Source organism: Xanthomonas sp. A1809, from assembly GCF_017746015.1.
In the GTDB taxonomy this organism is placed as follows: domain Bacteria; phylum Pseudomonadota; class Gammaproteobacteria; order Xanthomonadales; family Xanthomonadaceae; genus Xanthomonas; species Xanthomonas euvesicatoria.
In genome coordinates, this window is the sequence record NZ_JAGHWZ010000006.1 from 142,314 (window position 1) to 167,281 (window position 24,968).

At 64.1% G+C, this 24,968-nt stretch carries 20 protein-coding genes; 8 read left to right on the forward strand and 12 right to left on the reverse strand.

Annotated elements, in window-relative coordinates; translation table 11 throughout:
* Window positions 1–367 precede the first annotated feature (367 nt).
* Window positions 368–1,930: a beta-xylosidase gene (locus J7396_RS11080; protein ID WP_209261458.1), complete on the forward strand. Its 1,563-nt coding sequence runs from the start codon at window positions 368–370 to the stop codon at window positions 1,928–1,930.
* A 118-nt stretch (window positions 1,931–2,048) separates the two neighbouring features.
* Here J7396_RS11080 and J7396_RS11085 read toward each other — a convergent pair whose 3' ends face one another.
* Entirely contained in the window at window positions 2,049–2,321 is a 273-nt protein-coding gene (locus J7396_RS11085; RefSeq protein WP_008575145.1) for a metal/formaldehyde-sensitive transcriptional repressor, read from the reverse strand.
* A gap of 64 nt (window positions 2,322–2,385) precedes the next feature.
* Between J7396_RS11085 and dmeF the strand changes: the two genes are divergently transcribed.
* Window positions 2,386–3,387: a CDF family Co(II)/Ni(II) efflux transporter DmeF gene (gene dmeF, locus J7396_RS11090; RefSeq protein ID WP_031424726.1), complete on the forward strand. Its 1,002-nt coding sequence runs from the start codon at window positions 2,386–2,388 to the stop codon at window positions 3,385–3,387.
* A gap of 85 nt (window positions 3,388–3,472) precedes the next feature.
* Here the strand turns inward: dmeF and J7396_RS11095 are convergent, their stop codons facing one another.
* Window positions 3,473–4,300, reverse strand: a complete 828-nt coding sequence (locus tag J7396_RS11095; protein WP_031424729.1) for a ferredoxin--NADP reductase — start codon at window positions 4,298–4,300, stop codon at window positions 3,473–3,475.
* Window positions 4,301–4,336: 36 nt separating this feature from the next.
* Between J7396_RS11095 and J7396_RS11100 the strand changes: the two genes are divergently transcribed.
* The 4 genes from J7396_RS11100 (at window position 4,337) to J7396_RS11115 (ending at window position 7,906) form a co-directional block, all read left to right on the forward strand.
* Window positions 4,337–5,332: an ABC transporter ATP-binding protein gene (locus tag J7396_RS11100; protein ID WP_011348950.1), complete on the forward strand. Its 996-nt coding sequence runs from the start codon at window positions 4,337–4,339 to the stop codon at window positions 5,330–5,332.
* Window positions 5,329–6,141: an ABC transporter permease gene (locus J7396_RS11105; RefSeq protein WP_029820666.1), complete on the forward strand. Its 813-nt coding sequence runs from the start codon at window positions 5,329–5,331 to the stop codon at window positions 6,139–6,141. Before J7396_RS11100 ends, J7396_RS11105 begins: the two co-directional genes overlap by 4 nt.
* Entirely contained in the window at window positions 6,141–7,085 is a 945-nt protein-coding gene (gene panE / locus J7396_RS11110) for a 2-dehydropantoate 2-reductase (RefSeq protein ID WP_209261459.1), read from the forward strand. The genes J7396_RS11105 and panE overlap by 1 nt, the downstream gene beginning before the upstream one ends.
* A 305-nt stretch (window positions 7,086–7,390) precedes the next feature.
* Window positions 7,391–7,906 (forward strand): hypothetical protein, encoded by a 516-nt coding sequence (locus tag J7396_RS11115; RefSeq protein ID WP_014091366.1) that lies wholly within the window; start codon window positions 7,391–7,393, stop codon window positions 7,904–7,906.
* 147 nt (window positions 7,907–8,053) lie between these two features.
* Here J7396_RS11115 and J7396_RS11120 read toward each other — a convergent pair whose 3' ends face one another.
* The 9 genes from J7396_RS11120 to mgtE form a co-directional block, all read right to left on the reverse strand.
* Window positions 8,054–8,455: an acyl-CoA thioesterase gene (locus J7396_RS11120; protein ID WP_011348953.1), complete on the reverse strand. Its 402-nt coding sequence runs from the start codon at window positions 8,453–8,455 to the stop codon at window positions 8,054–8,056.
* A 37-nt stretch (window positions 8,456–8,492) separates the two neighbouring features.
* Entirely contained in the window at window positions 8,493–8,945 is a 453-nt protein-coding gene (locus J7396_RS11125; protein ID WP_209261460.1) for a hypothetical protein, read from the reverse strand.
* Window positions 8,946–8,981: 36 nt separating this feature from the next.
* The gene (locus tag J7396_RS11130; protein ID WP_008575126.1) at window positions 8,982–9,308 is read right to left on the reverse strand and encodes a thioredoxin family protein; all 327 of its coding nucleotides are present in this window, start codon (window positions 9,306–9,308) and stop codon (window positions 8,982–8,984) included.
* A gap of 4 nt (window positions 9,309–9,312) precedes the next feature.
* Window positions 9,313–9,765 carry a flavodoxin gene (locus tag J7396_RS11135; RefSeq protein ID WP_008575123.1) on the reverse strand — a complete coding sequence of 151 codons (453 nt, stop codon included), beginning with the start codon at window positions 9,763–9,765 and terminating at the stop codon, window positions 9,313–9,315.
* Between the two features lie 570 nt (window positions 9,766–10,335).
* Window positions 10,336–11,379 (reverse strand): ribonucleotide-diphosphate reductase subunit beta, encoded by a 1,044-nt coding sequence (locus tag J7396_RS11140; RefSeq protein ID WP_005914812.1) that lies wholly within the window; start codon window positions 11,377–11,379, stop codon window positions 10,336–10,338.
* A 179-nt stretch (window positions 11,380–11,558) separates the two neighbouring features.
* Window positions 11,559–14,057 carry a ribonucleoside-diphosphate reductase subunit alpha gene (locus J7396_RS11145; RefSeq protein ID WP_008575121.1) on the reverse strand — a complete coding sequence of 833 codons (2,499 nt, stop codon included), beginning with the start codon at window positions 14,055–14,057 and terminating at the stop codon, window positions 11,559–11,561.
* Between the two features lie 602 nt (window positions 14,058–14,659).
* A complete protein-coding gene (locus tag J7396_RS11150; RefSeq protein WP_008575120.1) occupies window positions 14,660–15,703 on the reverse strand; it encodes a DUF475 domain-containing protein in 1,044 nt (347 codons plus the stop codon).
* Between the two features lie 105 nt (window positions 15,704–15,808).
* On the reverse strand, window positions 15,809–18,517 hold the full coding sequence (locus J7396_RS11155) for a bifunctional acetate--CoA ligase family protein/GNAT family N-acetyltransferase (RefSeq protein WP_209261461.1): 2,709 nt from the start codon (window positions 18,515–18,517) through the stop codon (window positions 15,809–15,811).
* 115 nt (window positions 18,518–18,632) lie between these two features.
* Window positions 18,633–20,000, reverse strand: a complete 1,368-nt coding sequence (mgtE, locus tag J7396_RS11160; RefSeq protein WP_008575115.1) for a magnesium transporter — start codon at window positions 19,998–20,000, stop codon at window positions 18,633–18,635.
* Window positions 20,001–20,626: 626 nt separating this feature from the next.
* Between mgtE and J7396_RS11165 the strand changes: the two genes are divergently transcribed.
* On the forward strand, window positions 20,627–21,454 hold the full coding sequence (locus J7396_RS11165; protein ID WP_014091373.1) for a carbonic anhydrase family protein: 828 nt from the start codon (window positions 20,627–20,629) through the stop codon (window positions 21,452–21,454).
* 216 nt (window positions 21,455–21,670) lie between these two features.
* Complete coding sequence (locus J7396_RS11170) at window positions 21,671–23,488, forward strand: monovalent cation:proton antiporter-2 (CPA2) family protein (RefSeq protein ID WP_209261462.1); 1,818 nt, start codon at window positions 21,671–21,673, stop codon at window positions 23,486–23,488.
* A 621-nt stretch (window positions 23,489–24,109) separates the two neighbouring features.
* On the opposite strand, the gene J7396_RS11175 is transcribed toward J7396_RS11170, so the two are convergent.
* Window positions 24,110–24,532 carry a hypothetical protein gene (locus J7396_RS11175; RefSeq protein ID WP_126952869.1) on the reverse strand — a complete coding sequence of 141 codons (423 nt, stop codon included), beginning with the start codon at window positions 24,530–24,532 and terminating at the stop codon, window positions 24,110–24,112.
* Between the last annotated feature and the right edge of the window lie 436 nt (window positions 24,533–24,968).

The window sequence follows — 24,968 nt, forward strand, 5'->3', positions numbered from 1 at the left end:
GATGCCTGCATTCCATGTGCCTATGCTGCCGCCGCATCTCAGTCGCCTGTCAAGTACGCTTGACAGGCAAGATGCGCCCACTGGCGCTTGCTGTCAAGCACCCTTTACACATTCGAATGCGGTTTTTTTGCGTCCGCCGTCATTGCCTGGCCCAAGCGGCGAACACCCGTCGCGGGATGTCGGCAGGTAAGACAGACGACACACAGCCGCCGCAGCGTACGCACGGCACGTCCGATGCCAAGCCGCGGCCGCGTTCGCATGGCCGCTGCCTAGCGATGCTGTTGGCCCCGCGACATCACTCCGCATGTCGGCAGTGGTCTGCCGCATATGCGTTAGGCTGCCGGCTGGCACTTCAGCAGGAGCGACGATGCGTTCACATGTCTTGTTGGCGGCGGCGCTGTGCTGCGTGACGGCTTCTGCACCGGCGCAGCACGCAGCGCCGCGCACGATCCAGCTGGATCTGGCCACGGCTGGTGCGCCGGTCGATCGTTTCTACGACCTGTCGGTTGGCTCGGATTTTCCCGGCACCTTGATTCGCAGCGACACGCAGGCGCATCTGCTGCCTGCCGTGCAGGAGTTGGGGTTTCGCTACATCCGCTTCCACGATGTCTTCCATGATGTGCTCGGCACCGTCAAACAGGTCGACGGCAAACTGGTGTACGACTGGACCAAGCTGGATCAGTTGTACGACGCACTGCTGGCCAAACGCATCCGTCCCTTCGTCGAACTGGGCTTTACCCCAAGCGCGATGAAGACCTCCGAGCAGACTCTGTTCTACTGGAAGGGCAACACCTCGCACCCGGATCCTGCCAAGTGGAGGCAGTTGATCGATGCGTATGTGCGCCACATCCGCGCGCGCTACGGTGCCGAGGAAGTGCGCCAGTGGTATTTCGAAGTGTGGAACGAGCCCAATCTGAAGGATTTCTGGGAGAACGCCGACCAGCAGGCGTACTTCGATCTGTATGCGAACACGGCGCGCACCATCAAGGCGATCGACCCGCAACTGCGCGTCGGCGGTCCATCCACGGCAGGCGCCGCCTGGGTACCCGGGTTACTGGCCTTTATCGCCACCAACAAGCTGCCGATCGATTTCGTCACGACACATACCTATGGCGTGGATGGCGGGTTTCTCGATGAAAACGGCAACCAGGACACCAAGCTGTCTGCGTCGCCGGATGCCATCGTCGGCGATGTGCGGCGCGTGCGCGCACAGATCCAGGCCTCGCCGTTTCCGGACCTGCCGCTGTACTTCACCGAGTGGAGCAGCAGCTATACGCCGCGCGATTTCGTCCACGACAGTTACATCAGCGCGCCGTACATCCTGACCAAGCTCAAGCAGGTGCAAGGCCTGGTGCAGGGCATGAGTTACTGGACCTATACCGATCTGTTCGAAGAACCCGGCCCACCGCCCACGCCCTTCCACGGCGGATTCGGGCTGATGAACCGCGAAGGCATTCGCAAGCCGGCCTGGTTCGCCTACAAATATTTGAATGCACTCAAGGGCCGCGATGTGCCGCTGAGCGACGCACACTCCCTCGCCGCAGCGGACGGCACGCGTGTCGCCGCGCTGGTGTGGGATTGGCAGCAGCCCGTGCAGGCGGTGAGCAATACGCCGTTCTACACCAAACAGGTGCCCGCCACCGAAAGCGCACCGTTGCAGATGCGCATGACCCACGTGCCTGCCGGCACCTACCAGTTGCAGGTGCGCAGGACCGGCTATCGGCGCAACGACCCCTTATCGCTGTATATCGACATGGGCATGCCCAAGGCGCTTGCGCCGCGTCAGTTGACGCAGTTGCAACAGGCCACGCGCGATGCGCCCGAACAGGACCGTCGTGTGCGTGTGGGCGCCGATGGCGTGGTTGCCATCGCGGTACCGATGCGCAGCAACGATGTGGTGCTGCTGACGCTGGAGCCGGCGGCGCACTGACTGCAAGCGCCAGGGTGCCGCGCGTCAGGACGACGCGGCGCGACACGCACATGCAGGCCGTCCCGCGCGCCTGGACCATAACCGGCCGGGGATGAGCGCAATGGTGTGTCGGCCGCGCTTACTTCAGATAGGTCTTGAGGATGGCCGTGATGTCATCCACTGCCAGCTCACGCTCACCCAATGCATCCGGCGCGGCCACGTGATGCTTCAGGTGCTCGCTGAGCAACTCGACCATCAAGCCCTGCGCCGCGCCGCGAAATGCGGCCACCTGGGTCAGCAACGCGGTGCAGTCCACGTCTTGCGCCAGGGCTTTTTCCAGCCCTTCCACCTGCCCGCGGATCCTGCGCACGCGCGCGAGCAGTTTCGATTTGTCCTGATTGAGATGTGCCATGCCATATACCCCCTGGGGGTATTTAGGATACCCTCTGGGGGTACCTTAGCCAGAGCTACCGCCGATGTCGACCACGCACGCTGCGCCGCATTGCGCGCAGTCGCATACCTTTGCCAGCGCCAACCCGCTCGCCGAGCGCAGCACCCGCAAGGCGGTGATCCTGACCGTGCTCATGATGGCGGTGGAGATCGTGGGCGGTTGGACGCTCAATTCCATGGCCCTGCTCGCCGACGGCTGGCATATGAGCTCGCACGCGTTGGCGCTGGGACTGGCGTTGTTCGCCTACCGCTTTGCGCGGCAGCACGCCGGCGATGTGCGCTTCACCTTCGGCACCTGGAAGGTGGAGGTGCTGGGCGGTTACACCAGCGCGGTCCTGTTGCTGGGGGTTGCCGCGCTGATGGCATTCCAGTCGGTGGAACGCTTGTTCACGCCCAAGCCCATCCAGTATCAGGAGGCCACCGTGATTGCGCTGATCGGCCTGCTGGTCAATCTGATCTGCGCATGGTGGTTGCGCGACTCGCATGGGCATGCGCACGGTCACCACCATGGTCACGTGCACGCGCATGACAGTCACGGACATGCGCACACGCACGGGGGTCATGGTCATGGCCAGGAGGCGCACAGCGATCTGAATCTGCGCGCGGCGTATCTGCACGTGGTGGCGGATGCCGCGACCTCGGTGCTCGCCATCGTCGCACTGGTGGCCGGCATGCACTGGGGCGTGACCTGGCTGGACCCGCTCATGGGCATCGTCGGCGCGGTGCTGGTCACCGCCTGGGCCTGGGGGCTGCTGCGCAGCACCGGCAGCGTGTTGCTGGATGCGGAGATGGACGCGCCAGTGGTGGCCGAAGTGAAACAGGTCATCGCCGAGCTTGGGCATGCGATCGACATCGCCGACCTGCATGTCTGGCGGGTCGGCAGCGAGCGTTATGCCTGCGTCGTCAGCCTGGTCACTGCAGCCGATATCGATGCGGAGCTGGTGCGCCGCGCACTGCAGATCCACGAAGAACTGGTGCATGTCACGGTGGAGCTGCAGCGCCCGGCGCTTCTGGACGCTGCCGGCTAAAACCGCAGCAACTTGGCGTCACACGCTGCAGCCCACAGCACGCCTGCAGACACAGGCGGCATCGACGCGCCGCCTGCATGCCACCTCAGACCTTGGGCGGCGTGGAGCTGACGTACTTCTCGCGGCGAATCTGCGCACTCGGCAGGCCGGCGGCTTTGAGCGCGTCCAGGCAGGTATCCACCATGTCCGGGTTGCCGCACAGGTAGGCGATGTCGTGCGCGGCATCGGGCGCGAACTCGGCCAGGTGCTGCTGCACGTAACCGTGCCGCACATCGGCATGCGGCTGGGCGGGCACTTCGCGCGAGAAGCACGGCACGTAGCGGAACTGCGGGTGCGCATCGGCAAACGCGCGGAAGTCGTCGCCGTACAGCAGCTCGGTCGGGGTGCGTGCGCCCTGCAGCAACACCACCTGCACACCGCGGGTGGCGATTGCCTCGGCCAGCAGCGGCAGCATCGAGCGGTACGGGGTGACGCCGGTGCCGGTGGCGATCAGCACGTAACGCTGGTTGTGATCGCCCGGCTGCAGGCAAAAGCGCCCGTAGGGACCGCTTGCCTGCAACTGGTCGCCAATCTCCAGGCCTTCGAACAAGGCCGTGGCCGAGCCGCCGGGCACGAAGCTCACCGCAATCTCCACTGCCTCGCCCGGCCCCAGCGCATGATCGTGGATGGTCGCCAGCGAATAGCTGCGCTTGGTCGGCGTGCCATCGGCATAGTCGAAATGGATCTGGATGAACTGGCCGGGCTGGAAATCCAGCGGCTGGCCGTCGTCACGGACGAACTGGCAGTGGGCCACGGTGGGCGCAATCATGCGCCGGTCGACAAGCTTGAGGGGGAATTGAACGGGCACGAACGTATTTGGGACAGTCTGTGATCGGGGCAAGCCCCAACGGGCTTCTATAATAACGGGCTGCAACTCGCTGCGCCGTCACCCTGGCGCGAAGGACCCGGCTTGAATTCCCCATCTCCCCGTGCGCCCGCCCTGCGCGTGTGCGATCTGCGCAAGACCTACGACAACGGCACCCAGGCGCTCAAGGGCGTCTCGCTGGACGTGGCGCCAGGCGATTTCTTCGCCCTGCTCGGCCCCAACGGGGCGGGCAAGTCCACCTTGATCGGCATCATCAGCTCGCTGGTGAACCTGTCCGGCGGCCAGGTGGAAGTGTTCGGCACCGACCTGGTCGCCCACCGCAGCGATGCGATGCGCCTGATTGGCCTGGTGCCGCAGGAAATCAACTTCAACCTGTTCGAAAAGCCGTTCGACATCCTGGTCAATTACGCCGGCTTTTACGGCATGCCGCGCAGCCAGGCGCAAGCACTGGCCGAAGTGGAACTACGCCGCGCCCACCTGTGGGAGAAGGCCCAGGTGATGAGCCGCACGCTCTCCGGCGGCATGAAGCGCCGGCTGATGATTGCCCGCGCCATGATGACCCAGCCGCGCCTGCTGATCCTGGATGAACCCACCGCCGGTGTGGATATCGAAATCCGCCGCGACATGTGGCGCGTGCTCAAGGACATCAACGCCGCCGGCACCACGATCATCCTGACCACGCATTACCTGGAAGAGGCCGAGCACCTGTGCCGCAACCTGGCCATCATCAATCACGGCCAGATCGTCACCCAGGGGCCGATGCGCGAACTGCTGGCCAAGCTCGACGTGGAAGGCTTCCTGTTCGATATCGACGGTGAGCTGCCCACGCAGTTGCCGGTGATCGAAGGCACCACGCTCACCGCCATCGACGGCCACACGCTGGATCTGGACATGCCGCGCGCGATGGACCTCAACCGCGTGTTCGCCGCGCTGGGCGACGCCGGTATCCGCGTGCGCTCGATGCGTACCAAGAGCAACCGGCTGGAAGAATTGTTCGTTCGTCTGACCGGGCCTGGCGAGACCGTCGCCGCCCCGGCTCCTGCCGCAACGGCGCCCGTGCGCCCGGCAGGCCACCCATGAGTCCTTCGGAGCCGTCGATGTCCGCCACGCCCGCCACACCCCGCCAACGCAACTGGATTGCGCTGGGCACCATCGTGCGCCGCGAAGTGCAGCGCATCCTGCGCATCTGGGGCCAGACCCTGGTGCCGCCGGCCATCACCATGACGCTGTACTTTTTGATCTTCGGCGGGCTGATCGGCTCGCGCGTGGGCGAGATGGGCGGCTACAGCTACATGCAATTCATCGTGCCGGGCCTGGTGATGATGAGCGTGATCCAGAACAGCTACGGCAACATCTCTTCGAGCTTCTTCGGCGCCAAGTTCGGCCGCCACGTGGAGGAACTGCTGGTCAGCCCGATGCCCAACTGGGTGATCCTGTGGGGCTACGTGTCCGGCGCGGTGCTGCGCGGGGTGATGGTCGGGGCGATCGTGCTGATCATCGCGATGTTCTTCACCCCGGTGCGGATCCCGCATCCATTGGTCACGCTGACCACGGTGCTGCTGGGCGCGACCATCTTCTCGCTGGCCGGCTTCGTCAATGCGGTCTACGCCAAGAAGTTCGACGACGTGGCGATCGTGCCCACCTTCATCCTGACCCCGCTGACCTACCTGGGCGGTGTGTTCTACTCGGTGAAACTACTGCCCGGCTGGGCCGAAGCGGCCACCCACGCCAACCCGATCTTCTACATGGTCAACGCGTTCCGCTACGGCCTGCTCGGTAGCTCGGACGTGCCGATCTGGGTCGCCTACGCACTGATGCTGGGCTTTGTCGCCGTACTCAGCGCGCTGGCGCTGTGGTTGCTGCGGCGGGGTGTGGGGCTGCGGAGCTGATGGCCATGCGCATCCTGATCCTGGGCGCCGGCGGCACCGGCGGGTATTTTGGCGGACGTCTGGCGCAGGCCGGCGTGGATGCCACCTTCCTGGTGCGCGAAGCGCGTGCGGCGCAGCTGCAGGCCGACGGCTTGCGCATCCGCAGCCCACTGGGCGATGCCGATCTGCAGGTGGCGCATGTCACCGCGCAGGACTTGCCGGCATTGGTAGCGCAGCGGCCGTTCGATCTGGTGATCTTGAGCTGCAAGGCCTACGACCTGGACAGCGCGATCGAGGCGATTGCGCCGGCGGTGGGCGAGCACACCACGGTGTTGCCCATCCTCAACGGGCTGCGCCATTACGCGGCCCTGGACGAGCGCTTCGGTGCAGCGCGTGTGTTGGGCGGGCTGTGCTTCATCAGCGCGACCAAGAGCGAGCACGGCGAGATTCTGCACCTTGGCAAGCCGGCGGCAATCACCTTCGGCGAGCGGGATGGCAGTGCGGCGTCTGCGCGGGTGCAGGCCTTCGCCGCGGCCTGCACGCAGGCCAGCATCGACCACGTGGCCAGCACCCAGATCGCGCAGGAGCAGTGGAACAAGTACAGCTTCCTCACCGCGCTGGCCGCGGCCACGTGCCTGATGCGTGCGCCGGTCGGCGCGATCGTGGCCACCGACGACGGCCGCGCGTTGATCAACGGCCTGTACAACGAATGCCTGTGGGCTGCCGATGCGGCCGGGCAATCGATTCCCGAGCCGGCACGCGCCAAAGCGTTGCAAACGCTGCTACAGGTGGATTCGCCACTCAAGGCCTCGATGCTGCGCGACCTGGAAGCCGGCCAGGACGTGGAAGCGGCGCAGATCGTCGGCGACATGCTGGCGCGCGTGCGCGAAACCGGGCGCAATGCCCCGCTGCTGATGGCGGCCAATGTGCACCTGCAGGCGTATCAAGTGTTGCGGCATAGTTGATCATGGCGGGCAACTGGGGCCGCCTGCGCGTGTGAGCCGTGTGAGCCGTCTCCGCCATCCGCGCTTCGGGCACCTTCCCCGCAGGCGGGGAAGAGCGCGGGACAAAGGATGCGGGTCGCTACACGGCAATGGGCCAAAGGCCTGCATATCCACTCCACCGCATTGCTCTGGAACGTCACTTCTCCCGCTCGCGGGAGAAGGTGGCGCAACGCGCCGGATGAGGGTGCGCCGGGTTGGCGCAGCCTTCGCGCTGCAACGACGCAGTGCACACGATGCTCTGCTTCCCATCGTCCGCCTCGCCCCTGATGAAAGCGCTCAGCCACCTGTTTCGTGCCGGTCATTTCGTGATCCTGGCGTTCTTCGTGCTGTGCGCGGCGGGCCTGGTGACGATGGCCGGGCTGGAGCTGTGGCACGGCTTCACACCCGGCGGCAACATGGTGGTGCGCGACCGTTTCAACGTCGTGCTCGAAGCCATCGGTCTGCTGACGGTGGCGCTGGTCACGCTCGAATTGGGCCAGACCATCTTCGAAGAAGAGATCCTGCGCGACGTCAAGGTCAGCGGCCCGACGCGCGTGCGGCGGTATCTGTCGCGCTTTTTCGTGGTCATTGTGATCGCGCTGGCGATCGAAACGCTGGTGTCGATCTTCGAACTGATGCATGCCGACCCGGCCAAGCTGCCTTACGCGGCTGCCGTTGGCTCCTGCGCGGCACTGCTGCTGATCGCCTGGGGTGTGTTCGTCAAGCTCAATCGCAGCGCCGAAGAGCTGGAACCGGAGGCGATGGAAGAAACCAAGCGCGAAGACCGCGAAGTGCAGGAGTAAGCGCGCTCACGGCGGCGAGCACCACGTCGCGAGCGGTCGTCAGGCGGGTGTGGATGAAGCGCAGCAACCGCAGTGCACGTGATACATACCGCACCGAGCGCCGGCCGCGTCCACATGGCGGCAGCGCAGTCGTCTTATTCGCTGCTCTTAGCCGGCTGCCGGCAGCGGCGGCACCGCCGTCGGCTTGCCATCGGCATCGAGCGCAATCATCACGAACTGCCCGCGCGTGCACAGCTCGCGTGCGCCGCTGAGCAGGTCTTCGGCGATCAGTTCCACTTCCACCGTGATCGAGCTACGCCCCACCAACACCACGCGGGCGATGGTTTCCACCATCTGGCCCTGGCGGATCGGCAGCTTGAAATCCACCTGATCCGAACGCGCCGTCACCACAGTGCGGCGCGCATAGCGCGAGGCGGCCAGGAACGCGGCCTTGTCCATCCACGCCAGCGCCTGCCCACCGAACAGCGTGCCCAGATGGTTGGTGTGATTGGGAAACACGATCTCGGCCATGCGGGCTTCGGTCGGTGCAACGGGCGTGGAACTGGTCATGAAGAAGTGCCGTCAGAAGGAAGGAAAGCCAGCCCGATCATCTGCGCAGCCTCGGCAGGAAGCTCAGGTCCAGGTGGTAGCGCACTGGCCGCTGCGGATCGACGAACACCCGCAGCGACTGCCCCTCGCGCAGGAACGGCTGGGGATCGGTCCACAGGTTGTCGCTGCGATACTCGGTCAAGGTGTCGTGCGTGCGGTCGTGGCGATGGGCCAGGATACGGAACGGGTGCACGCCGTTGACCTGCAAAGACGCATTGCGTTCAACGCATACCAAGCGCGCCTCCACCACCGTGCCATGCCGGCGCAACCACGCAGCACGGCGCGCATGCCAGACGCGATAGCCGAGGATGCCACCACCCACACCGCCGAACGTCACGCCCAGCAGCAACAAGATCCAGCGCGCCTGATCCGGCAGCAGCGCCGCACCGGTCAACAAGCCCAACCCCGCCAGCAGGAAGCTCCAGGCGACGATGGTGACCGTGGTGTTCACGCAGGGCGCCTCGCATCGACCGGGCGCCCGTCGCCATCACAGGCCGCTGCGGACCGCCGCTTCCACCTGCGCCGGCGACTGGAAGCCGGGTAGACGCGCCACTTCACTGCCGTCGCGGTAGAGCGCCAGGGTCGGCGTCTGGCGCAGGCCCAGCTCGCGGAAAAAATCATGCCCTAATACTTCAAGCTTGACCTTTAACAACGCTAAGCCGCCTGCGGCATCGCTCTTCGCGAACCTCTCCAGAGACATATCGAGCATCCGACATCCAGGACAGTCGTCCTTATAAAAATCCACGAGCGCGCGCGGGTGCTCGGCCAGCGCGGCAATGTAGTGTTCAGGCGAGGTGACTGTAATGGTCTGCATCGTGTCAATTGTGTTGGCATTGGGCCAGGACTTGATCGGTCCAGGTAGAGATGATCTGCGCATCCGTTGCACCGTGGGGCATCTGCTCGATGGTCAAGCGCGCAAAGGGACTGGAGAAGAACTGTGCGATGCGGTGTACGGCACCGCAATAGTACTCCTCACCCCACTGTGTTTCGCCGGTGCCGAACACGGCTACGCGTGGTGGCTTCCCGATCATCTCCACCAAATCGACGATGAAACGTTTCATTTCGGCAGGCGTACGCCCTCCGTTGGCCGTCCAAGTGCCAAGCATGAACAAGTCATACTGATCTAGCGTCAGCGATGCGTTCGCCAGAGTCTGCATATCGGTTTCAATCCAATCCAATGACAAGCCATGCTCTACACAGCGAGCACGAATCATCCGCGCAACATCGCGCGTGTTGCCGCTAAGCGATGCAACCGCAAGAAGGATTTTCATGTGACGTATTCATGAGATTGCAGCTCGCGTCTTGAACGTCGCAGAGCCCTGATTGATATCTATAAGTAGCATCTTAGTTCCATGCCAACATTTCACTCAGTTAGGGCGCCGGCACACCGGCGCCCTTCCCATTTCCCCAGAGATCACGCCTGCAAATTAATGGCTAGGCAGTGAACGAAAGTGTTGACACACATTCTCCAGGCGTCCATTTCGGAACCTGGTGTACGAATGCACGAACACACTCTTGAAGAGAGTTTTCATGTTGACCTCTTGATCAAAAGAGGCGCAATGAACCGGTGGAAATGGATCTGGCTATCCTACGGAATGCGACCGGCGGCACTAGGCCTAGCGGCCAACTCTCTGTAGGATGCTCGTTGTCAGCGAGTGCAATTGTTGACGAAGCTCCAAATCTGGTGTAGTGCGGATCGCCTCTAGCATCCGTCTATCCCGGGCATCGAGTGGCTACTGTGCGTTAGCGCGCACACAGCCACTCGTTTGATCTGAATCAACTAAGTTGTAAAAGATCAATCTAGAACCCGCCCACAGTGGCGGGTTCTTTTTTGCAGCGCTTTACAAATCGTCGAAGCCGTTATCCGAATTGGTCTTCTTGTACGAGGCATTGCGCATTTCGAAGAAGTCGGTCTTGGTTTCGGTGAAGTTGTCAGCGTAGGCCTTGATCCACGGCATCACGTTGTCGTTGGCGCCTTCGTACAGCTTCTCGATGCCGAGCATGCCGGCCATCTTGTTGGCGCGGTACTTCACGTAGCGGATCATCTCGTCCACGTCGATGCCGTCGATGCCGTCCAGCACTTCGGCGGTCCACTGGGTTTCCAGGTCGATCGCGTGCTCGAAGGCCTTGTGCACGTAGTCGGTAAGCTCGTCGCCCTGCAGCGCCTGGTTCTCGCCGATGATGGCGCGGATCAGCTCGCTGATGAACTTCGAATGCGCCAGTTCGTCGCGGTTGATGAAGCTGATGATCTTGCCGGTGCCGGTCATGCGGTTCTGGCGGACCAGATTGTAGAAATACGCAAAGCCGGAATAGAAGTTGATGCCTTCCAGGATCGAGGACTGGATCAGCGAACGGATCAGCGTTTCGGCCGTCTTCTCGCGCATGAAGTCTTCGTAGGCGCCCATGATCGGCGCGTTGCGCTTGATGATGGTCGGGTGCGTGCGCGCGATTTCGAACACGCGGTTCTGGTCGGCCAGGCCGGTGATCGAGGCCAGCACGTAGCTGTAGCTCTCGTTATGGATCACTTCCTGCTGGCCGATGATCGCGGCATTGGCATGCGCGGCCGGGTCGGTGATGTATTCGGCGACGTTGTAGATGAAACGCGTCTGCGGCGAATCCAGCGTGGCCAGCAGGCCGATGATCGAATCGTAGGCATTCTTTTCGCGCGCCGACAGCTCGTTGTACTGGCGCGCATCGCCCTTCATGTCCACCTCGTCGGGGATCCAGAAGTTGGTCGACAGTTCCTTGTAGGCCCGATAGAAGGACGGGTACGGAATGTCGTTCCAGTTGAGGATGCCGGAGGTCTGACCGTTGATGATGCCGGTCGAACGGTTCGGGTTGCGCGGCTCAAGGATCTTGATGCGGTCGAGCGGTGTTGCGGACATGGGTTTCTACTCGTGTTTCAGGCGCCGCGCGTACAAACAGAAACGGCGGCGCAACAAATCAATCTGGAGGAAAGCCCCCTGGGTCAGGGGGCGCGCCAAAGGCGCGGGGTGTGGGAGCTAATGAGCCGGGGCCCACGGTTCGCAAGGCGAACCGTGGGGAGCTAAAGCGCGATTGCGCTTTAGCTCGAACACCACTCGCACTCACTGATGTCGATGTCGTTGGAGCGCACGTAGTACGTGGTCTTCAACCCTTCGCGCCAGGCGGTCATGTGCAGGTCCAGCAGCGTGCTCGCACGGATGGTGCTGGGCACGTAGAAGTTGAAGCTGATCGATTGGTCCACATGCCGCTGGCGGCGCGCGTTCTGGCGCACGCTGGCGAACTGGTCGACCTTGTAGGCACCCTTTTCGTAGTACGGCCAGGTCTCCAGCGACAGGCCGGGCGCGGCAACCGGACGACGGAAGTCCTTCTTTTCTTCGTAGTAGAACGCGCTGTAGATCGGGTCGATCGAGGCGGTGGAACCGGCGATCTGCGCGGTGCTCATGTTCGGCGCCACCGCCAGCATCCACGCATTGCGCACGCCATTGACCGCCACCTGCGCCGACAGCTCCAGCCACTGCGGACTGTTGTAGTCGCGTGCACGGAAGTACTCGCCGTTGTGCCAGTCGCTGCCGCGGAACACGCTGTAGGTGCCCTTTTCCTTGGCCAGCTCCATGCTCGCCTGGATGGTCAGGTAGTTGATGCGCTCGTACAGCTCGTCGCTGTAGTCCTCGGCTTCCTTGGCATTCCAGTGGATGGACTTCTGCGCCAGCAGATGATGCCAACCGAAGGTGCCAAGACCGATCGCGCGGTACTTCTGGTTGGTGATGGTGGCCTGCGGCACCGGCAACTGGTTCAGATCGATCACGTTGTCGAGCATGCGCACCTGGATCGGGATCAGGCGCTCCAGCACGTCGGCGCCCAGCAGATCGGCCTGGTCGGCCTGCACGGTGATCGCGCGGCCCAGGTTGATCGAGGACAGGTTGCACACGACGAAATCGCCCGCCTTCTTGGTGGTGACGATCTGATTGCCGCTGATGATCTCCTGCATCATGCGCGTGGGGCTCATGTTCTGCAGGATCTCGGTGCACAGGTTGGACGAATAGACCATGCCCTCGTGCTTGTTCGGGTTCTTGCGATTGACTTCATCGCGATAGAACATGAACGGGTTGCCGGTTTCCAGCTGGCTGACCATGATGCGCTTGAAGATCTCGATCGCCTTGACGGTCTTGCGCGTGATGCGCTCGTCGGCGACGACTTCTTCGTACTTGCGACGGAAGCTGCCGTTGGCGTCGCCCTTCTTCTCGTCATAGAAGTCCTGCAGGTACCAACCCTTGATCCGCTTCACTTCGTGCGGGTCGAACAGGTACCAGTCGCCGCGGCGCTCGACCGCTTCCATGAACAGGTCGGGGATGCACACCGAGGTGAACACGTCATGCGCGCGCAGGCGCTGGTCGCCGTTGTTCAGGCGCAGGTCCAGGAACGCTTCGATGTCGCGGTGGAAGATGTCCAGGTAGACCGCGATGGCGCCCTTGCGCTGGCCCAGCTGGTCCACCGACACGGCGGTGTTGTTGAGCTGCTTGATCCACGGCACCACGCCGCCGGACGAGTTGGACACGCCGCGGATCGCCGAACCCGACGAACGCACATAGCCCAGGTAGGCGCCGACGCCGCCGCCGTGCTTGGACACGCGCGCCACGTCGGTATTGGAGTCGTAGATGCCCTGCAGGCTGTCGTCGACGGTGTCGATGAAGCAGCTCGACAGCTGGCCGCCGACCTTGCCGGCATTGGCCAGGGTCGGGGTGGCCACCGTCATGTACAGGTTGGACAGCGCCCAGTAGGCCTCGCCCACCAGCTGCATGCGGCGCTCGCGGCTGCCCTTGCCGGTGCCGATCTCGTCCTGCATCAGGTACAGCGCGATCGTCAGCCAGCGCTCCTGCGGCAGTTCGAACACACCACGCGAGCTATCGGTGGCCAGGTAACGCGTGGCCAGCAGGTACAGGCCGTTGTAGGCGAACAGCTTGTCGCGCTCGGGCTCGATCATCTTGCCGGCTTCGATCAGCTCGTCCTTGGAATAGCGGCGCAGGATGTCGTTGGAATAGACATTGCGGTCGGCCAGGCTCTCCTGCAGGCCGACGAACGAGCCGTACTTCTGGCTGGCGTCGTAGAAACGGTTGCGGCTGGCGCGCTTGTACAGGCGGCGCAGATACAGACGCGCAGCGAAATGCTCCCACTCCGGGGTGGTCAGGTCGACGCGGGCTTCGGCCTCGCGGATCAGGTGGTCGACCAGGTCGTCGGCGTTGACGCTGTCCTTGCGCTCGACAAACCCGAACACCGAGCGCTTGTAATCGGCCACGTCCAGCTGCGGGAACTCGGCATGGATCTGGTCGATGGCGCGATTCAGGCGCTCCGGCTCGAACGGAATCTTGCGATTGCCCGCTTCTTTCGTGATCCAGGTGGAGACGTTTTGTTCTTCGATGGTCTGTGCGTGCATTGCAATGGCTTGGCGGGGAGGCGGCACGATGTCCGACGGGTCGGTCAATTCCGGCGCGCCGCAGGCGGGCGCGGCAACGCTGGCGGGAACGCTGGTGGGTGTTGCGGTACCGGCGGCGATCGCGGAAAGGGTGTCGTTGGTGGTCATGCGTCCTCCATGCGTAGGCACACGAACCTGCCGGAGCAGGCAACGACCGAGCGGCGTCCAGGGTGCACTGGCGACACAGGACGCACAGCGCGCAGGCCATGGCCTGCGGCGGCATCACCCACCAATTTCCCTCAACTCCCACGGCCGCCATCACGCGGTGTGCTGTCGCATGATGGTGTTCGGTGGCAACGCGCTGCCGTCATCGGGCCGGAAGCGACCGCGGCAATGCCGGGGCGCGTACAGGTCGCTGAGATGGGAGCCGCAGGCAATGTCGCACTTGCGCATCGCCTTCGTCTGATCGGTGCCACTTGGGGGCGGTCACCACCGAACCCCAAGATAGTGGGGTACCCCCAGGGGGTCAACACCAAATGTGCCCAAATTGCGCCGAGCCTTGCGGCACAACGGGCTGCGCTGACGAGCGGTCGCCTCGCGCGGCGGGAGGACGAATCCGACTGCGCAGGTCAAGTCGGGAGGGTCCTGATTCGTTCGCCGCACTCACTCGCCGTCGACACCAGGCGTGCTATCGGTCGCGTTTTTTTACCCGCCGGGCGCCCACGCGCCGGCCAGCCGTTCAGCGACCGCGCAAGCTCGCCGGTGATCGCTCAGATCTCGGTCGGCCCGAGATGGTGGCGCTTGCGGTAGCGGATCGACGACCACACCGAGGCGGCGATGAAGGCCACGCCGATCAGGCCGGTCAGCACTTCCGGCACGTGGTAGACGGTGCCCACCAGCATGATGATCGCCAGCACGCCGATGGCGTAATGGGCGCCGTGCTCCAGGAACACGAATTCGTCCAGGGTGCCCTTGTGCACCAGGTAGACGGTCATCGAGCGCACGAACATCGCGCCGATCGCCAGGCCCAGCATGATGATCACCACGTCGCGGGTGATCGCGAAGGCGCCGATCACACCGTCGAACGAGAACGAGGCATCCAGCACTTCCAGATACAGGAACGCGGCGATGCCCGAACGCTTGGCCGGGCCCATGCTGCCGTCTTCGCTCTCTTCGGCCTCGAACAACGCATCCACGCTGCCGACCAGCAGATACAGCAGGATGCCGCCCAGGCCTGCGAACAGCACGCTCTGGAAGATGGCCTCCGGCAGGAACAGCTTGGTGCCCAGCAGCACCGACACCGCCACGATCACCGACATCGCATCGGCCTTGCCCAGCTTGCCGACCAGCCGCTCCACCGGGCCCAGCCAGTGCAGCTTGCGTTCCTGGTCGAACAGGAAATTCAGGAACACCAGCAGCAGGAACATGCCACCGAAGGCGGCGATGGAAGGGTAGTTATCGGTCAGCACCTGGCTGTAGCGGTCCGGCTCCTTCAGCGCCATCTGCATCACCGGCACCAGGCCCATGCCGGTGGCCACCGACACGATCACGATCGGGAACACCAGGCGCATGCCGAACACGGCGATCAGGATGCCCACGGTCAGAAACAATTTCTGCCAGAACGCGTTCATGTGCTTGAGCACGCCGGCGTTGACCACCGCGTTGTCGAACGACAACGACACTTCCAGCACGCTCAGCACCAGGCACAGCCACAGCGCCTGCCAGATCCCCATCGATGAGGTATGGCCCCACCACGCAGCCAGGCCCAGGCAGATGGCGGTGACCACGAACGACATTCTGAAATCGCGAAACATTGACACTCCCAGGCGGGCCGAGACGACAGCCGGAGCAATGGGCCAGATCGAGGCCTGGCAGCCCGGCGTGCAGTGGAGGATGGGGGACCGCGGCGTGACGCAACGTCAGGCCGGGCGCGGCTCGCCCATTATAGGGAGTGTCACCGCCATCAGGGTCGCATCGTCCGGATCCGGGCGCACGCCAAAGCCCAGGCTCTGGCACATCGCCAGCATGGTGCGGTTCTCGCGCAGCACCTGGCCTTCGATCTGTTTGAGGCCCAGCCAGCGCGCGTACTCGATCATGATGCGCATCAGCTGCCAGCCGATGCCGTGGCCCTTGAGGTCCGAGCGGATCAGGATGCCGTACTCGCCGCGCTGGTAATCGGCATCGGCGTGCAGGCGCACCGCGCCGAGCATGTCGCCGGTCTTGGGGTCGATGGCCACCAGCGCGATGGAGCGGGCGTAATCGAGCTGGGTCAGCCGGGCAATGAATTCATGGCTGAAATGCTTGACCGACTGGAAGAAGCGCAGGCGCAGGTCTTCGTCGGTGACGCGGGCGAAGAAGGCGCGGAACAGCGCGTCGTCTTCCGGGCGCACCGGGCGCACCAGCGCATGGGTGCCATCGCCCAGGCCGATCTGGCGCTCCCATTCCTTGGGGTACGGGAAGATCGCAAAGCGCGGATGGCCGCGGCCCTTGTGCAGCTTGCGCGCCGGCGCCACCGCCACGCGGGCGTCCAGCGCAATCACCCCATCGCGGTCGGCCAGCAGCGGGTTGATGTCCAGCTCGGTGATTTCGGGGATGTCGGCGGCCAGCTGCGCCAGCTTGACCAGCACCAGCGCCACCGCACGCTCGTCGGCGGCCGGCACGTCGCGGTAGGCCTTGAGGATGCGCGAGACGCGGGTGCGGCCGATCAGTTCGTGGGCCAGGCGCAGATCCAGCGGCGGCAGGGCCAGCTCGCGGTCGTTGATGACTTCCACTGCGGTGCCGCCGCGCCCGAACACGATCGCCGGGCCGAACACCGGGTCGTCGGCGATGCCGGCGATCAGTTCGCGCGCCTTGGGCCGCAGCACCGTGGGCTGCACGATCACCCCTTCGATCACTGCATGGGGATGCGCGGCGCGCGCACGCGCCAGGATGCCGGTGGCCGCTTCGCGCACCGCCGCCACGCTGGACAGGTTCAGGCGCACGCCATCCACGTCGGACTTATGCGCGATCTCGCTGGACAACACTTTCAATGTCACGGTGCGGCCGACGGCCAGCAACGGGTCGGCCAGCAATGCCGCCTCGTTGGCGGTGGCGGCCACCTGCAGCGGTACGACCGGGATGCCGTAGGCGGCCAGCAGGCGGTTGGTGGCGACCGGATCCAGCCAGCGCCGGCCGGCCGCCAGCGCCTCTTCCACCAGCGTGCGCGCGATGCCGGCATCCACGACGAAGTCTTCCGGCAGGCTGGGCGGGGTTTCCATCAGCGCCGCCTGCGCCTCGCGGTAGCGCACCAGGTGGGTGAAGCCACGCACCGCATCCGATTCGGTGGCATAGGTGGGCACGCGTGCGGCGTTGAGCGCGGCGATCGCCGCATCGTCCTGGCCCAGCCACACCGCAAACACCGGTTTGTCGCGCTGGTAGCGGTTGCGCTGGTCCAGCGCGCGGGTCAACGCCTTGGCCGCATCGGCCGAGGAGGTGAACGCGGTGGGCACATTGACCACCAGCAGCGCGTCGTTTTCCGGATCGTCCAGCAGCGCTTCGATCGCTGCGGCATAGCGCGCGCCGTCGGCGTCGACAATGATGTCGACCGGGTTGCTGCGCGACCAGCCTTCCGGCAGCGATTGATCGAGTTTTTCCAGCGTCTTGGGCGACAACTCGGCCAGGGTGCCGCCGCGCAGCACCAGCTGGTCCACCGCCAGCTGCCCCACCCCGCCGCCGTTGCTCAAAATGGCCAGGCGCCGGCCCGGGAAACTGCCGAGCCGGCCCAGCGTTTCGGCGGCGGCGAACAGCTCGTCCAGCGCGCCCACCCGCAACAACCCGGCGCGTGCGAACGCCGCGCCGTACACCGCATCCGAACCGGCCAGCGCCTGCGCGTGGGTGTCGGCATTGGGATTGATGCGGTACTGGCGGCCGGATTTGACCACCACGACGGGCTTGGCGCGCGCGGCGGCACGTGCGGCCGACATGAACTTGCGCGCATCGCCGATGCGTTCGACGTACAGCAGGATCGCGCGAGTACGGTAGTCGGTGGCGAAGTAGTCGAGCAGATCGCCGAAATCCACATCCAGCGTATCGCCCAACGACACCACCGCCGAAAACCCGACCGAGCGCGCCACGCCCCACTCCACCAGCGCGGCGGCAATGGCGCTGGATTCGGAAATCAACGCCAGGTCGCCGGCCTGCGGGCAATGCGCGGCGATGCTGGCATTGAGCCGCGCATGCGGGGCGATCACGCCCAGGCAGTGCGGGCCGAGGATGCGCATGCCTTTGGCGCGCGCGGCTGCTTCCATGCGTGCGGCCGGCGAGCCGGGACCGCTGCCCAGGCCGGCGGTGAGGATGATGGCGGCCGCCACCCCACGCCGCGCGGCGATGGAGACGATGCGCGGCACGATGCGCGCCGGCGCGGTGATCACCACCAGGTCGGGCACCCATGGCAGATCGGTCAGCCGCGCCACCGTGCGCACGCCGTCGATCTCGTTGTAGCGCGGGCTCACCCAACCGATCCGGCCGGGAAACCCGGCCGCGCGCAGGTTGCGCACCACCGCTCGCCCGGCCGAGCGCTCGCGCGGGCTGCCGCCCACCACCGCGACGGTGCTGGGACGAAAGACCTGCTGCAGGTGGTACGTACTCATCGGACGGGGGACGCGAATGCCATCGCGCTACGGTACACGCACTGGCGTTTCAGGGCATGGGGTGACGGATGCATGCGCACGTGCATGCATCCGTGATTACCCGAGCGCGAGGCCTCTACAACAGCGTGCCGCTCAAGATCAGCGCGGCGATGCTGAAATAGATCACCAGGCCTGTGACATCCACCAGCGTGGCGACGAAGGGCGCCGAGGCGCTGGCCGGGTCGAAGCCGAAGCGTTGCAGCACGAACGGCAGCATCGAGCCGGACAGCGAACCGAAGGTGACGATGCCGATCAGTGCCGCGCCGATGGTCAGCGCCACCATCTGCCAGTGCGGGCCGTAGTCGTACAGGCCGGCGGTCTGCCAGATGGTGATGCGCACGATCGCCAGCACGCCCAGGATCGCGCCCAGGGTCAGGCCGGTGGGCAGTTCGCGCAGCGCCACTTTCCACCAGTCGCGCAGGCGGATTTCGCGCAGCGCCAGCGAGCGGATCAGCAGCGAGGTGGCCTGCGAGCCGGAATTGCCGCCCGAGCTCATGATCAGCGGGATGAACAAGGTCAGCACCACCGCCTTGGACAGCTCGTCCTCGAAGTGCTGCATCGCGCTGGCGGTGAGCATTTCGCCCAGAAACAGCACGCTCAGCCAGCCGGCGCGCTTCTTGATCATCTGGCCGAAGCCAATCTGCATGTACGGCTTGTCCAGCGCTTCCATGCCGCCGAACTTGTGCACGTCTTCGGTGGATTCGGCGATGAGCGCATCGAGCACATCGTCCACGGTGACGATGCCGAGCACGTGGCCGCGCGCATCCACCACCGGGATCGCCAGCAGGTCGTGGCGACGGATCAGCCGTGCCACTTCTTCCTGGTCCAGTGCGGGGTCCACGGTGACCGGGGGATTGACCTGCGCCACGTCCAGGATCGGCGCCTCCGACGCGCCGGTGATCAGGCGGCGCATGGTCACCACCTGCTGCAGCACGCGGGTGTGCGGGTCGAGCAGATAAATCGCGTAGACGGTCTCGCGGCTGCGCTCCACTTCGCGGATGTGCTGCAGGGTGCGGCCCACCGTCCAGTCCGACGGCACGGCCACGAACTCGGTGGTCATCAGCGCGCCGGCGGTGTTGGGCGGGTAGCGCATCAGCGCCTGGATCGACAGCCGCGCCTCGGCACTGAGCAGCCACAGCAGCGGCTGGCGCTGCTCGGCATCCAGGCCATGGAAGATATCGGTGGCGCGGTCGTCGGCCATCTGGCCAAGCAGCGTGGCGGCCTGCTCGGCCGGCAGCGACGCCACCAGCATGCTGGCATCGCGCAACTCCGGCTGTTCGAGCAATTTCACCGCGCGCAGCAAAGGCAATGCGGCCAGCACCTGCGCCGCGTCGTCGCGGTCGAGGGTGTTGAGATATTCCACCGCATCGGCCGTGTTGAGTTCGGCCAGGGGTGCGGTCAGTGCATCGACGCCTTCGGCAAGGCGCAGGGTTTGGTCGTACATGGTGGTTCGCCTGGTGACGACCGTCGTCGATGACAGCCGGCGAACCTGGGCCTCAGGCGCGCGCCAGCTGGGTCATCGACCCGGGTCTAGGGTGACTGTCGCTGGACATGGGTAAGGGCTCCAAAGGTGCGTACCGACCGGTGATCCGGGCGATGGCGCGGCGCAGTCTGCGCGCCTGAGTCGGCTTGGTCAATGCCCTGCGCGCAGGCCGCTTAAAGCGCGTTATGCACGTTGAGACGAGATGCGTTGGCGGCCAGCGGCACGGAGCGGGCGCCGCGCGGCTTGCCTTGGCGCCAGTCAAGCCGGCCACGTAGTACCCGCTCCGTGCCGCTGGCGGCCAACCCTCCGGGAAGCGCCCTGTGGCGTGCCGGCGCACGGGGGGTGCGCAGCGGTGCGGAAAGGCTGGGGACGCTCGCAGGGCGATACGCCAATGCGTGCCGGGCAGGCGAATTGCCAGGTGCCGATGCGCCGCCGAGATGGCGCCGCGCAACCGCCTGTCGCCGCGCCGTGCTGAACGTCACAGTTCATTGCTACAGTCCGCTTCCCGCAGCGCCCGATGCGTTGCTCTTACGCGATGGCATCGGCCATCGCATCCACGCAGTGCGTTTTCCTTCCGGAGTTTGTGCATGCCCGTTTCAAGGTCGCTTCTGTTACGTCGCATCAGCCCGCTGTGCCTGTGCATCGCCGCCGGATGGGGCGCGGTGGGCATGGCGCAAACCGCACTGCCCGAGAGCACGCCGGTGCAGGCGCACGAGACCGCGCCGCACAGCGGGCACGAATGGGGCTATACCGGCCCGGAAGGTGCCGAGCATTGGGCCGAGCTGGCCAAGGAAAATGCGCTGTGCGGCAATGGCCAGCAGAACAGCCCCATCGATCTGAAAGGCGCCATCGACGCCAACCTGGGCACGCTGCTGTTGAGCTACAGCGCCGTGCCGCTGGTCGTGCGCAACACCGGCCATTCCATCCAGCTGGATCTGCACGACGGCGGCACCATGGCGACCGGCGGCAAGCAGTATCAAGCGTTGCAACTGCACTTCCATCACCCCAGCGAGCACCTGTTGAACGGCCGGCGTTTCCCGATGGAGGCGCATCTGGTGCACCAGGGCCCGGACGGCACGCTGGGCGTGCTGGCGATCTTCTTCGAAACCGGCAAGGCCAACCCGGCGTTCCAGCGGGTGCTCGACGCCATGCCCAAGGACAAGGACCAGACCCGGCAGGTCGCCAACGCAACGGTGAGTGCCGAGGCGTTTCTTCCGCCGAGCAATCAACGCAGCTTCTATCGCTACGAAGGCTCGCTGACCACGCCGCCGTGCAGCGAAACGGTGGACTGGGTGGTGCTCAGCCAGCCGGTGCAGGTGTCGGAGGCACAGATCAACGCGTTCGAACGCGTGTACCCGTTCAATGCGCGCCCGCTGCAGCCGCTGGATCGGCGTTTTCTGCTTAAAAGCCGCTGATTGCTCGCACGGAGTGTCGACCGTGTGCGGTGCCATGCGCTGCATGCGCACTGACCGTGCAGGCGCAGGCGGTGCCGGACTGATCCGCGCGCGCATCCGCAGATAGGTGCCGGGCCGCATCGCGCAGCCGCGCGTCGTCGCCGTGCAGATGGCACACGCGTGCGCGCAGGCCAACGGAACTGCGCGTCATAATGCGTGCCTCAATGGAGAGTACGCATGCATAGCGGTGGTCTGGAACTGGCCTTGGTGCTGATGCTGGCCGCCATCGTGGCAGTGCCGGTGTTCAAGCGCTTCGGCCTGGGTGCGGTGTTGGCCTACCTGGTCGCCGGCGTGGTGCTCGGGCCCGATGGCGTGGGCGTGGTGCAGGATGCCGAACGCATCAGCGGCGCGGCCGAGATCGGCGTGGTGATGCTGCTGTTCGTGATCGGGCTGGAACTGTCGCCGGCGCGCCTGAAGGTGATGCGCCATTCGGTGTTCGGCGCTGGCGCCACCCAGGTGCTGGTGACGGCGGTGATCCTGGGCGGTTTGTTGATGGCAGCCCAGTTGGGCTGGAAGAGCGCGTTGATCGTCGGCGTGGCGCTGGCGCTCTCCTCCACCGCGGTGGGGCTGCAATTGCTGGCCGAACGCAAGGCGCTGAGCAGCGACTACGGGCGGCTGGCGTTTGCCATCTTGCTGTTCCAGGATCTGATTGCGATCCCGTTGCTGGCGGCCATCCCGCTGCTCGGCGGCAGCAAGAATGCAACGCTTCAATGGCAGGACGTGGCCAAGGCGATGGCGGCCCTGGCGCTGGTGATCGTGTGCGGGCGCTTTGTGTTGCGTCACCTGTTCAACGTGGTGGCGCGCACGCGCATGCCGGAGGTGTTCACCGCCAGCGCCTTGCTGGTGGTGCTGGGCACCGCCTGGATCATGCAGGAGGCCGGATTGAGCGCCAGCCTGGGCGCCTTCATCGCCGGCGTGTTGCTGGCCGATTCAGAATTCCGCCACGAACTGGAATCGCAGATCGAACCGTTCGAAGGCTTGCTGCTGGGCCTGTTCTTCATCTCGGTGGGCATGGGGATCGATCTCCACCGCGTGGTGGCCGAGCCGTGGTTGATCGCAGCAGGCGTGGCGATGTTGCTGGTGGTGAAGTTCTCGCTGCTGGTGGGTATCGGCAGCGTGGCCAAGCTACCGCTGCGCAGCAGCCTGATGCTGGGCAGCGTGCTGTGGCTGGGCGGCGAATTCGCCTTCGTGGTGTTCAACGAAGCCGACCGCGTGGGCCTGCTGGAGCCGGCCAATCACGACCGGCTGGTGGCCATCGTGGGCGTGTCGATGGCACTGACCCCGCTGTTGCTGCTCGGCATGCAGCGCATCCTCAACGGGCCGCTGCGCGTGCGCGCGCCCAAGACCGATCGCCCTTACGACACCATCGATGCACAGACCCCCAAGGTGCTGGTCGCCGGCATGGGCCGCTTCGGCCAGGTGGTCGCGCGCCTGCTCACCGCACGGCATGTGCCGTTCGTCGCGCTGGAACACAACCCGGACACGGTGGAAGACCTGCGTCGGTTCGGCAGCCAGCTGTATTACGGCGACCCCACCCGCCCCGAGCTGCTGCGCGCTGCCGGTGCCGAGCGCATCAAGGTGTTCGTGATCGCGGTGGACGACCCGGACACCAACATCAAGACGGTGCGGCTGATCCGTCGCCTGTACCCGCAAGCCACCGTGCTGGCGCGTGCGCGCAACCGCCAACATGCCTGGAAACTGATGGACCTGGGCGCAGAACCGTTCCGCGAGGTCTTCGCCTCCAGCCTGGAGCTGAGCGAACGCGTCCTCACCTCGCTCGGCCTGGGCGAAGCCCTCGCACACGATCACGTCAAACGCTTCCGCCAGCACGACGAAGACCTGCTACGCCGCCAGCACCTGGTCTACGACGACGAAGCCAAGGTGATCCAGACCTCGCGCGATGCACGTGCCGACCTGATGAATCTGTTCGAAGCCGACGTCAAGGCGGATGTGGATGGGGACGATGTGCCGGTGGCGGCCACGCGGGATGCGTAAATGCGCTTGCCAAACTCACAACCAGATGTGCACTGCGAGCGCGTTTGACCGAGTGACAATCAAACCCTATCGCTGAATCGCCAAGTGCACCAGACACACGACACGCAGACCACAATCACGGTGGCAAGGCCGAGCTTCCAACGCGTATACCCGTGAGAGCCAATCAGGCGCTGTGCGTCGAACCCGCACAGCAGAAGGCCCGCGCCTACGCAAATCGGAGCGGTCATTGGTGCCCACTCACCGCGTCGGTCATTTGCAAAGTCGCTGACACCATAGGCAGCCAACACACCGCTGATTCCTGCACCCAGCAAGACAGCGCAACAGACAATAGCCAGCACAATAGCGCCTTGCAGAACTTTGTGGACTCACACCATAAGCCGCCTGCGCGATACAACAGAACTGCTAGTACCTGCTGCGCGCTCGTAGGTACCCGTCACGCAAGCAAACGCGTTCAGACAATGGTTGGTGGTTGGATATGTGTAGTTTTGCATGGCGCCGCGAACCTTGGCACTTGGATTATTGCAGATCGTCAGCATGGCCTAACTTAGTCACATTATTCATCCCCCATGTAAATGCGTAATCTGACGCATCTGGGATGCTTTACTCACAGACAGCCGGCACTTAAATTATCGATGCGCTTAGATTTTCATGAAGGCTTATCCTGACATCAGTTATTACTTCGTCAGAATATAAAATCTCATCGAAAAACGCGGGAGCACCCTCATACTCAATCGAGAAAATAAATCCCCTGACACACCACACTTTAGCTGCCAACTCTTGATTACAAGCTTTAATAACTAAACTTGCAACCATGAGCTCCTGGGTTCTATTTTTGAATGCAATTTCATCATCAAAGGTTGGCCTACCCCTTGAAATTCGGTAAAAGTTTACCTCCACTCCCTGCGGCAGTCGTTGAACTTTATTTATTTTTGAAACTTGCAAACTCCATAATTCCCTTTCAGAAACAGGTAATCTTCCCGCTATCGAATCAAGCACTAATCGTTCAAGCCGCGAAAGACTTGAATTTCTCTTAAAAATTTTCAAAATTTCATGTAAGAACGCTCGCATAAACTCCTACCAAAAAATTACTAGTCGCGCAGACTTTCACTTGCGGAACCATATGTCGCACCTGAAAGGAGCCCTTTGTAGACGTCAGGCAGTCTAATCCATTGCTGCGTCACTCTTCCCGGCATCGGATTTTCTGCTTTCCAAATCCTTGGCATAAACCTATAACGATATGGATCGGAGAGCGCATGCACTCGCGTTGGCACATAATTTCCGTTCCAAAGAGATCGTGGACCACCCATTCTGTTTGGTATCCAATGCGAAAATTCCGTTCCTGCCTTTTTCCCCGCAGAACGCCATCCAGCAGCTCCACCCAAGACTATTGAATTAGCTACTCCGGCTACTTCACCAATACCGTAGCTCGAAGAACACTTGTCCACTTGGTCGTTGGTCCCGTAAGCTCCCCCGATCCGCA

Coding starts and splice junctions, on each gene's coding strand:
- dmeF (WP_031424726.1), top strand. CDS start 2,386: ATGTCGACCACGCACGCTGCGCCGCATTGCGCGCAGTCGCATACCTTT.
- mgtE (WP_008575115.1), bottom strand. CDS start 20,000: ATGTACGACCAAACCCTGCGCCTTGCCGAAGGCGTCGATGCACTGACC.
- J7396_RS11120 (WP_011348953.1), bottom strand. CDS start 8,455: ATGACCAGTTCCACGCCCGTTGCACCGACCGAAGCCCGCATGGCCGAG.
- J7396_RS11135 (WP_008575123.1), bottom strand. CDS start 9,765: ATGAAAATCCTTCTTGCGGTTGCATCGCTTAGCGGCAACACGCGCGAT.
- J7396_RS11085 (WP_008575145.1), bottom strand. CDS start 2,321: ATGGCACATCTCAATCAGGACAAATCGAAACTGCTCGCGCGCGTGCGC.
- J7396_RS11130 (WP_008575126.1), bottom strand. CDS start 9,308: ATGCAGACCATTACAGTCACCTCGCCTGAACACTACATTGCCGCGCTG.
- J7396_RS11145 (WP_008575121.1), bottom strand. CDS start 14,057: ATGACCACCAACGACACCCTTTCCGCGATCGCCGCCGGTACCGCAACA.
- J7396_RS11165 (WP_014091373.1), top strand. CDS start 20,627: ATGCCCGTTTCAAGGTCGCTTCTGTTACGTCGCATCAGCCCGCTGTGC.
- J7396_RS11080 (WP_209261458.1), top strand. CDS start 368: ATGCGTTCACATGTCTTGTTGGCGGCGGCGCTGTGCTGCGTGACGGCT.
- J7396_RS11140 (WP_005914812.1), bottom strand. CDS start 11,379: ATGTCCGCAACACCGCTCGACCGCATCAAGATCCTTGAGCCGCGCAAC.
- J7396_RS11115 (WP_014091366.1), top strand. CDS start 7,391: ATGAAAGCGCTCAGCCACCTGTTTCGTGCCGGTCATTTCGTGATCCTG.
- J7396_RS11150 (WP_008575120.1), bottom strand. CDS start 15,703: ATGTTTCGCGATTTCAGAATGTCGTTCGTGGTCACCGCCATCTGCCTG.
- J7396_RS11170 (WP_209261462.1), top strand. CDS start 21,671: ATGCATAGCGGTGGTCTGGAACTGGCCTTGGTGCTGATGCTGGCCGCC.
- panE (WP_209261459.1), top strand. CDS start 6,141: ATGGCCATGCGCATCCTGATCCTGGGCGCCGGCGGCACCGGCGGGTAT.
- J7396_RS11105 (WP_029820666.1), top strand. CDS start 5,329: ATGAGTCCTTCGGAGCCGTCGATGTCCGCCACGCCCGCCACACCCCGC.
- J7396_RS11155 (WP_209261461.1), bottom strand. CDS start 18,517: ATGAGTACGTACCACCTGCAGCAGGTCTTTCGTCCCAGCACCGTCGCG.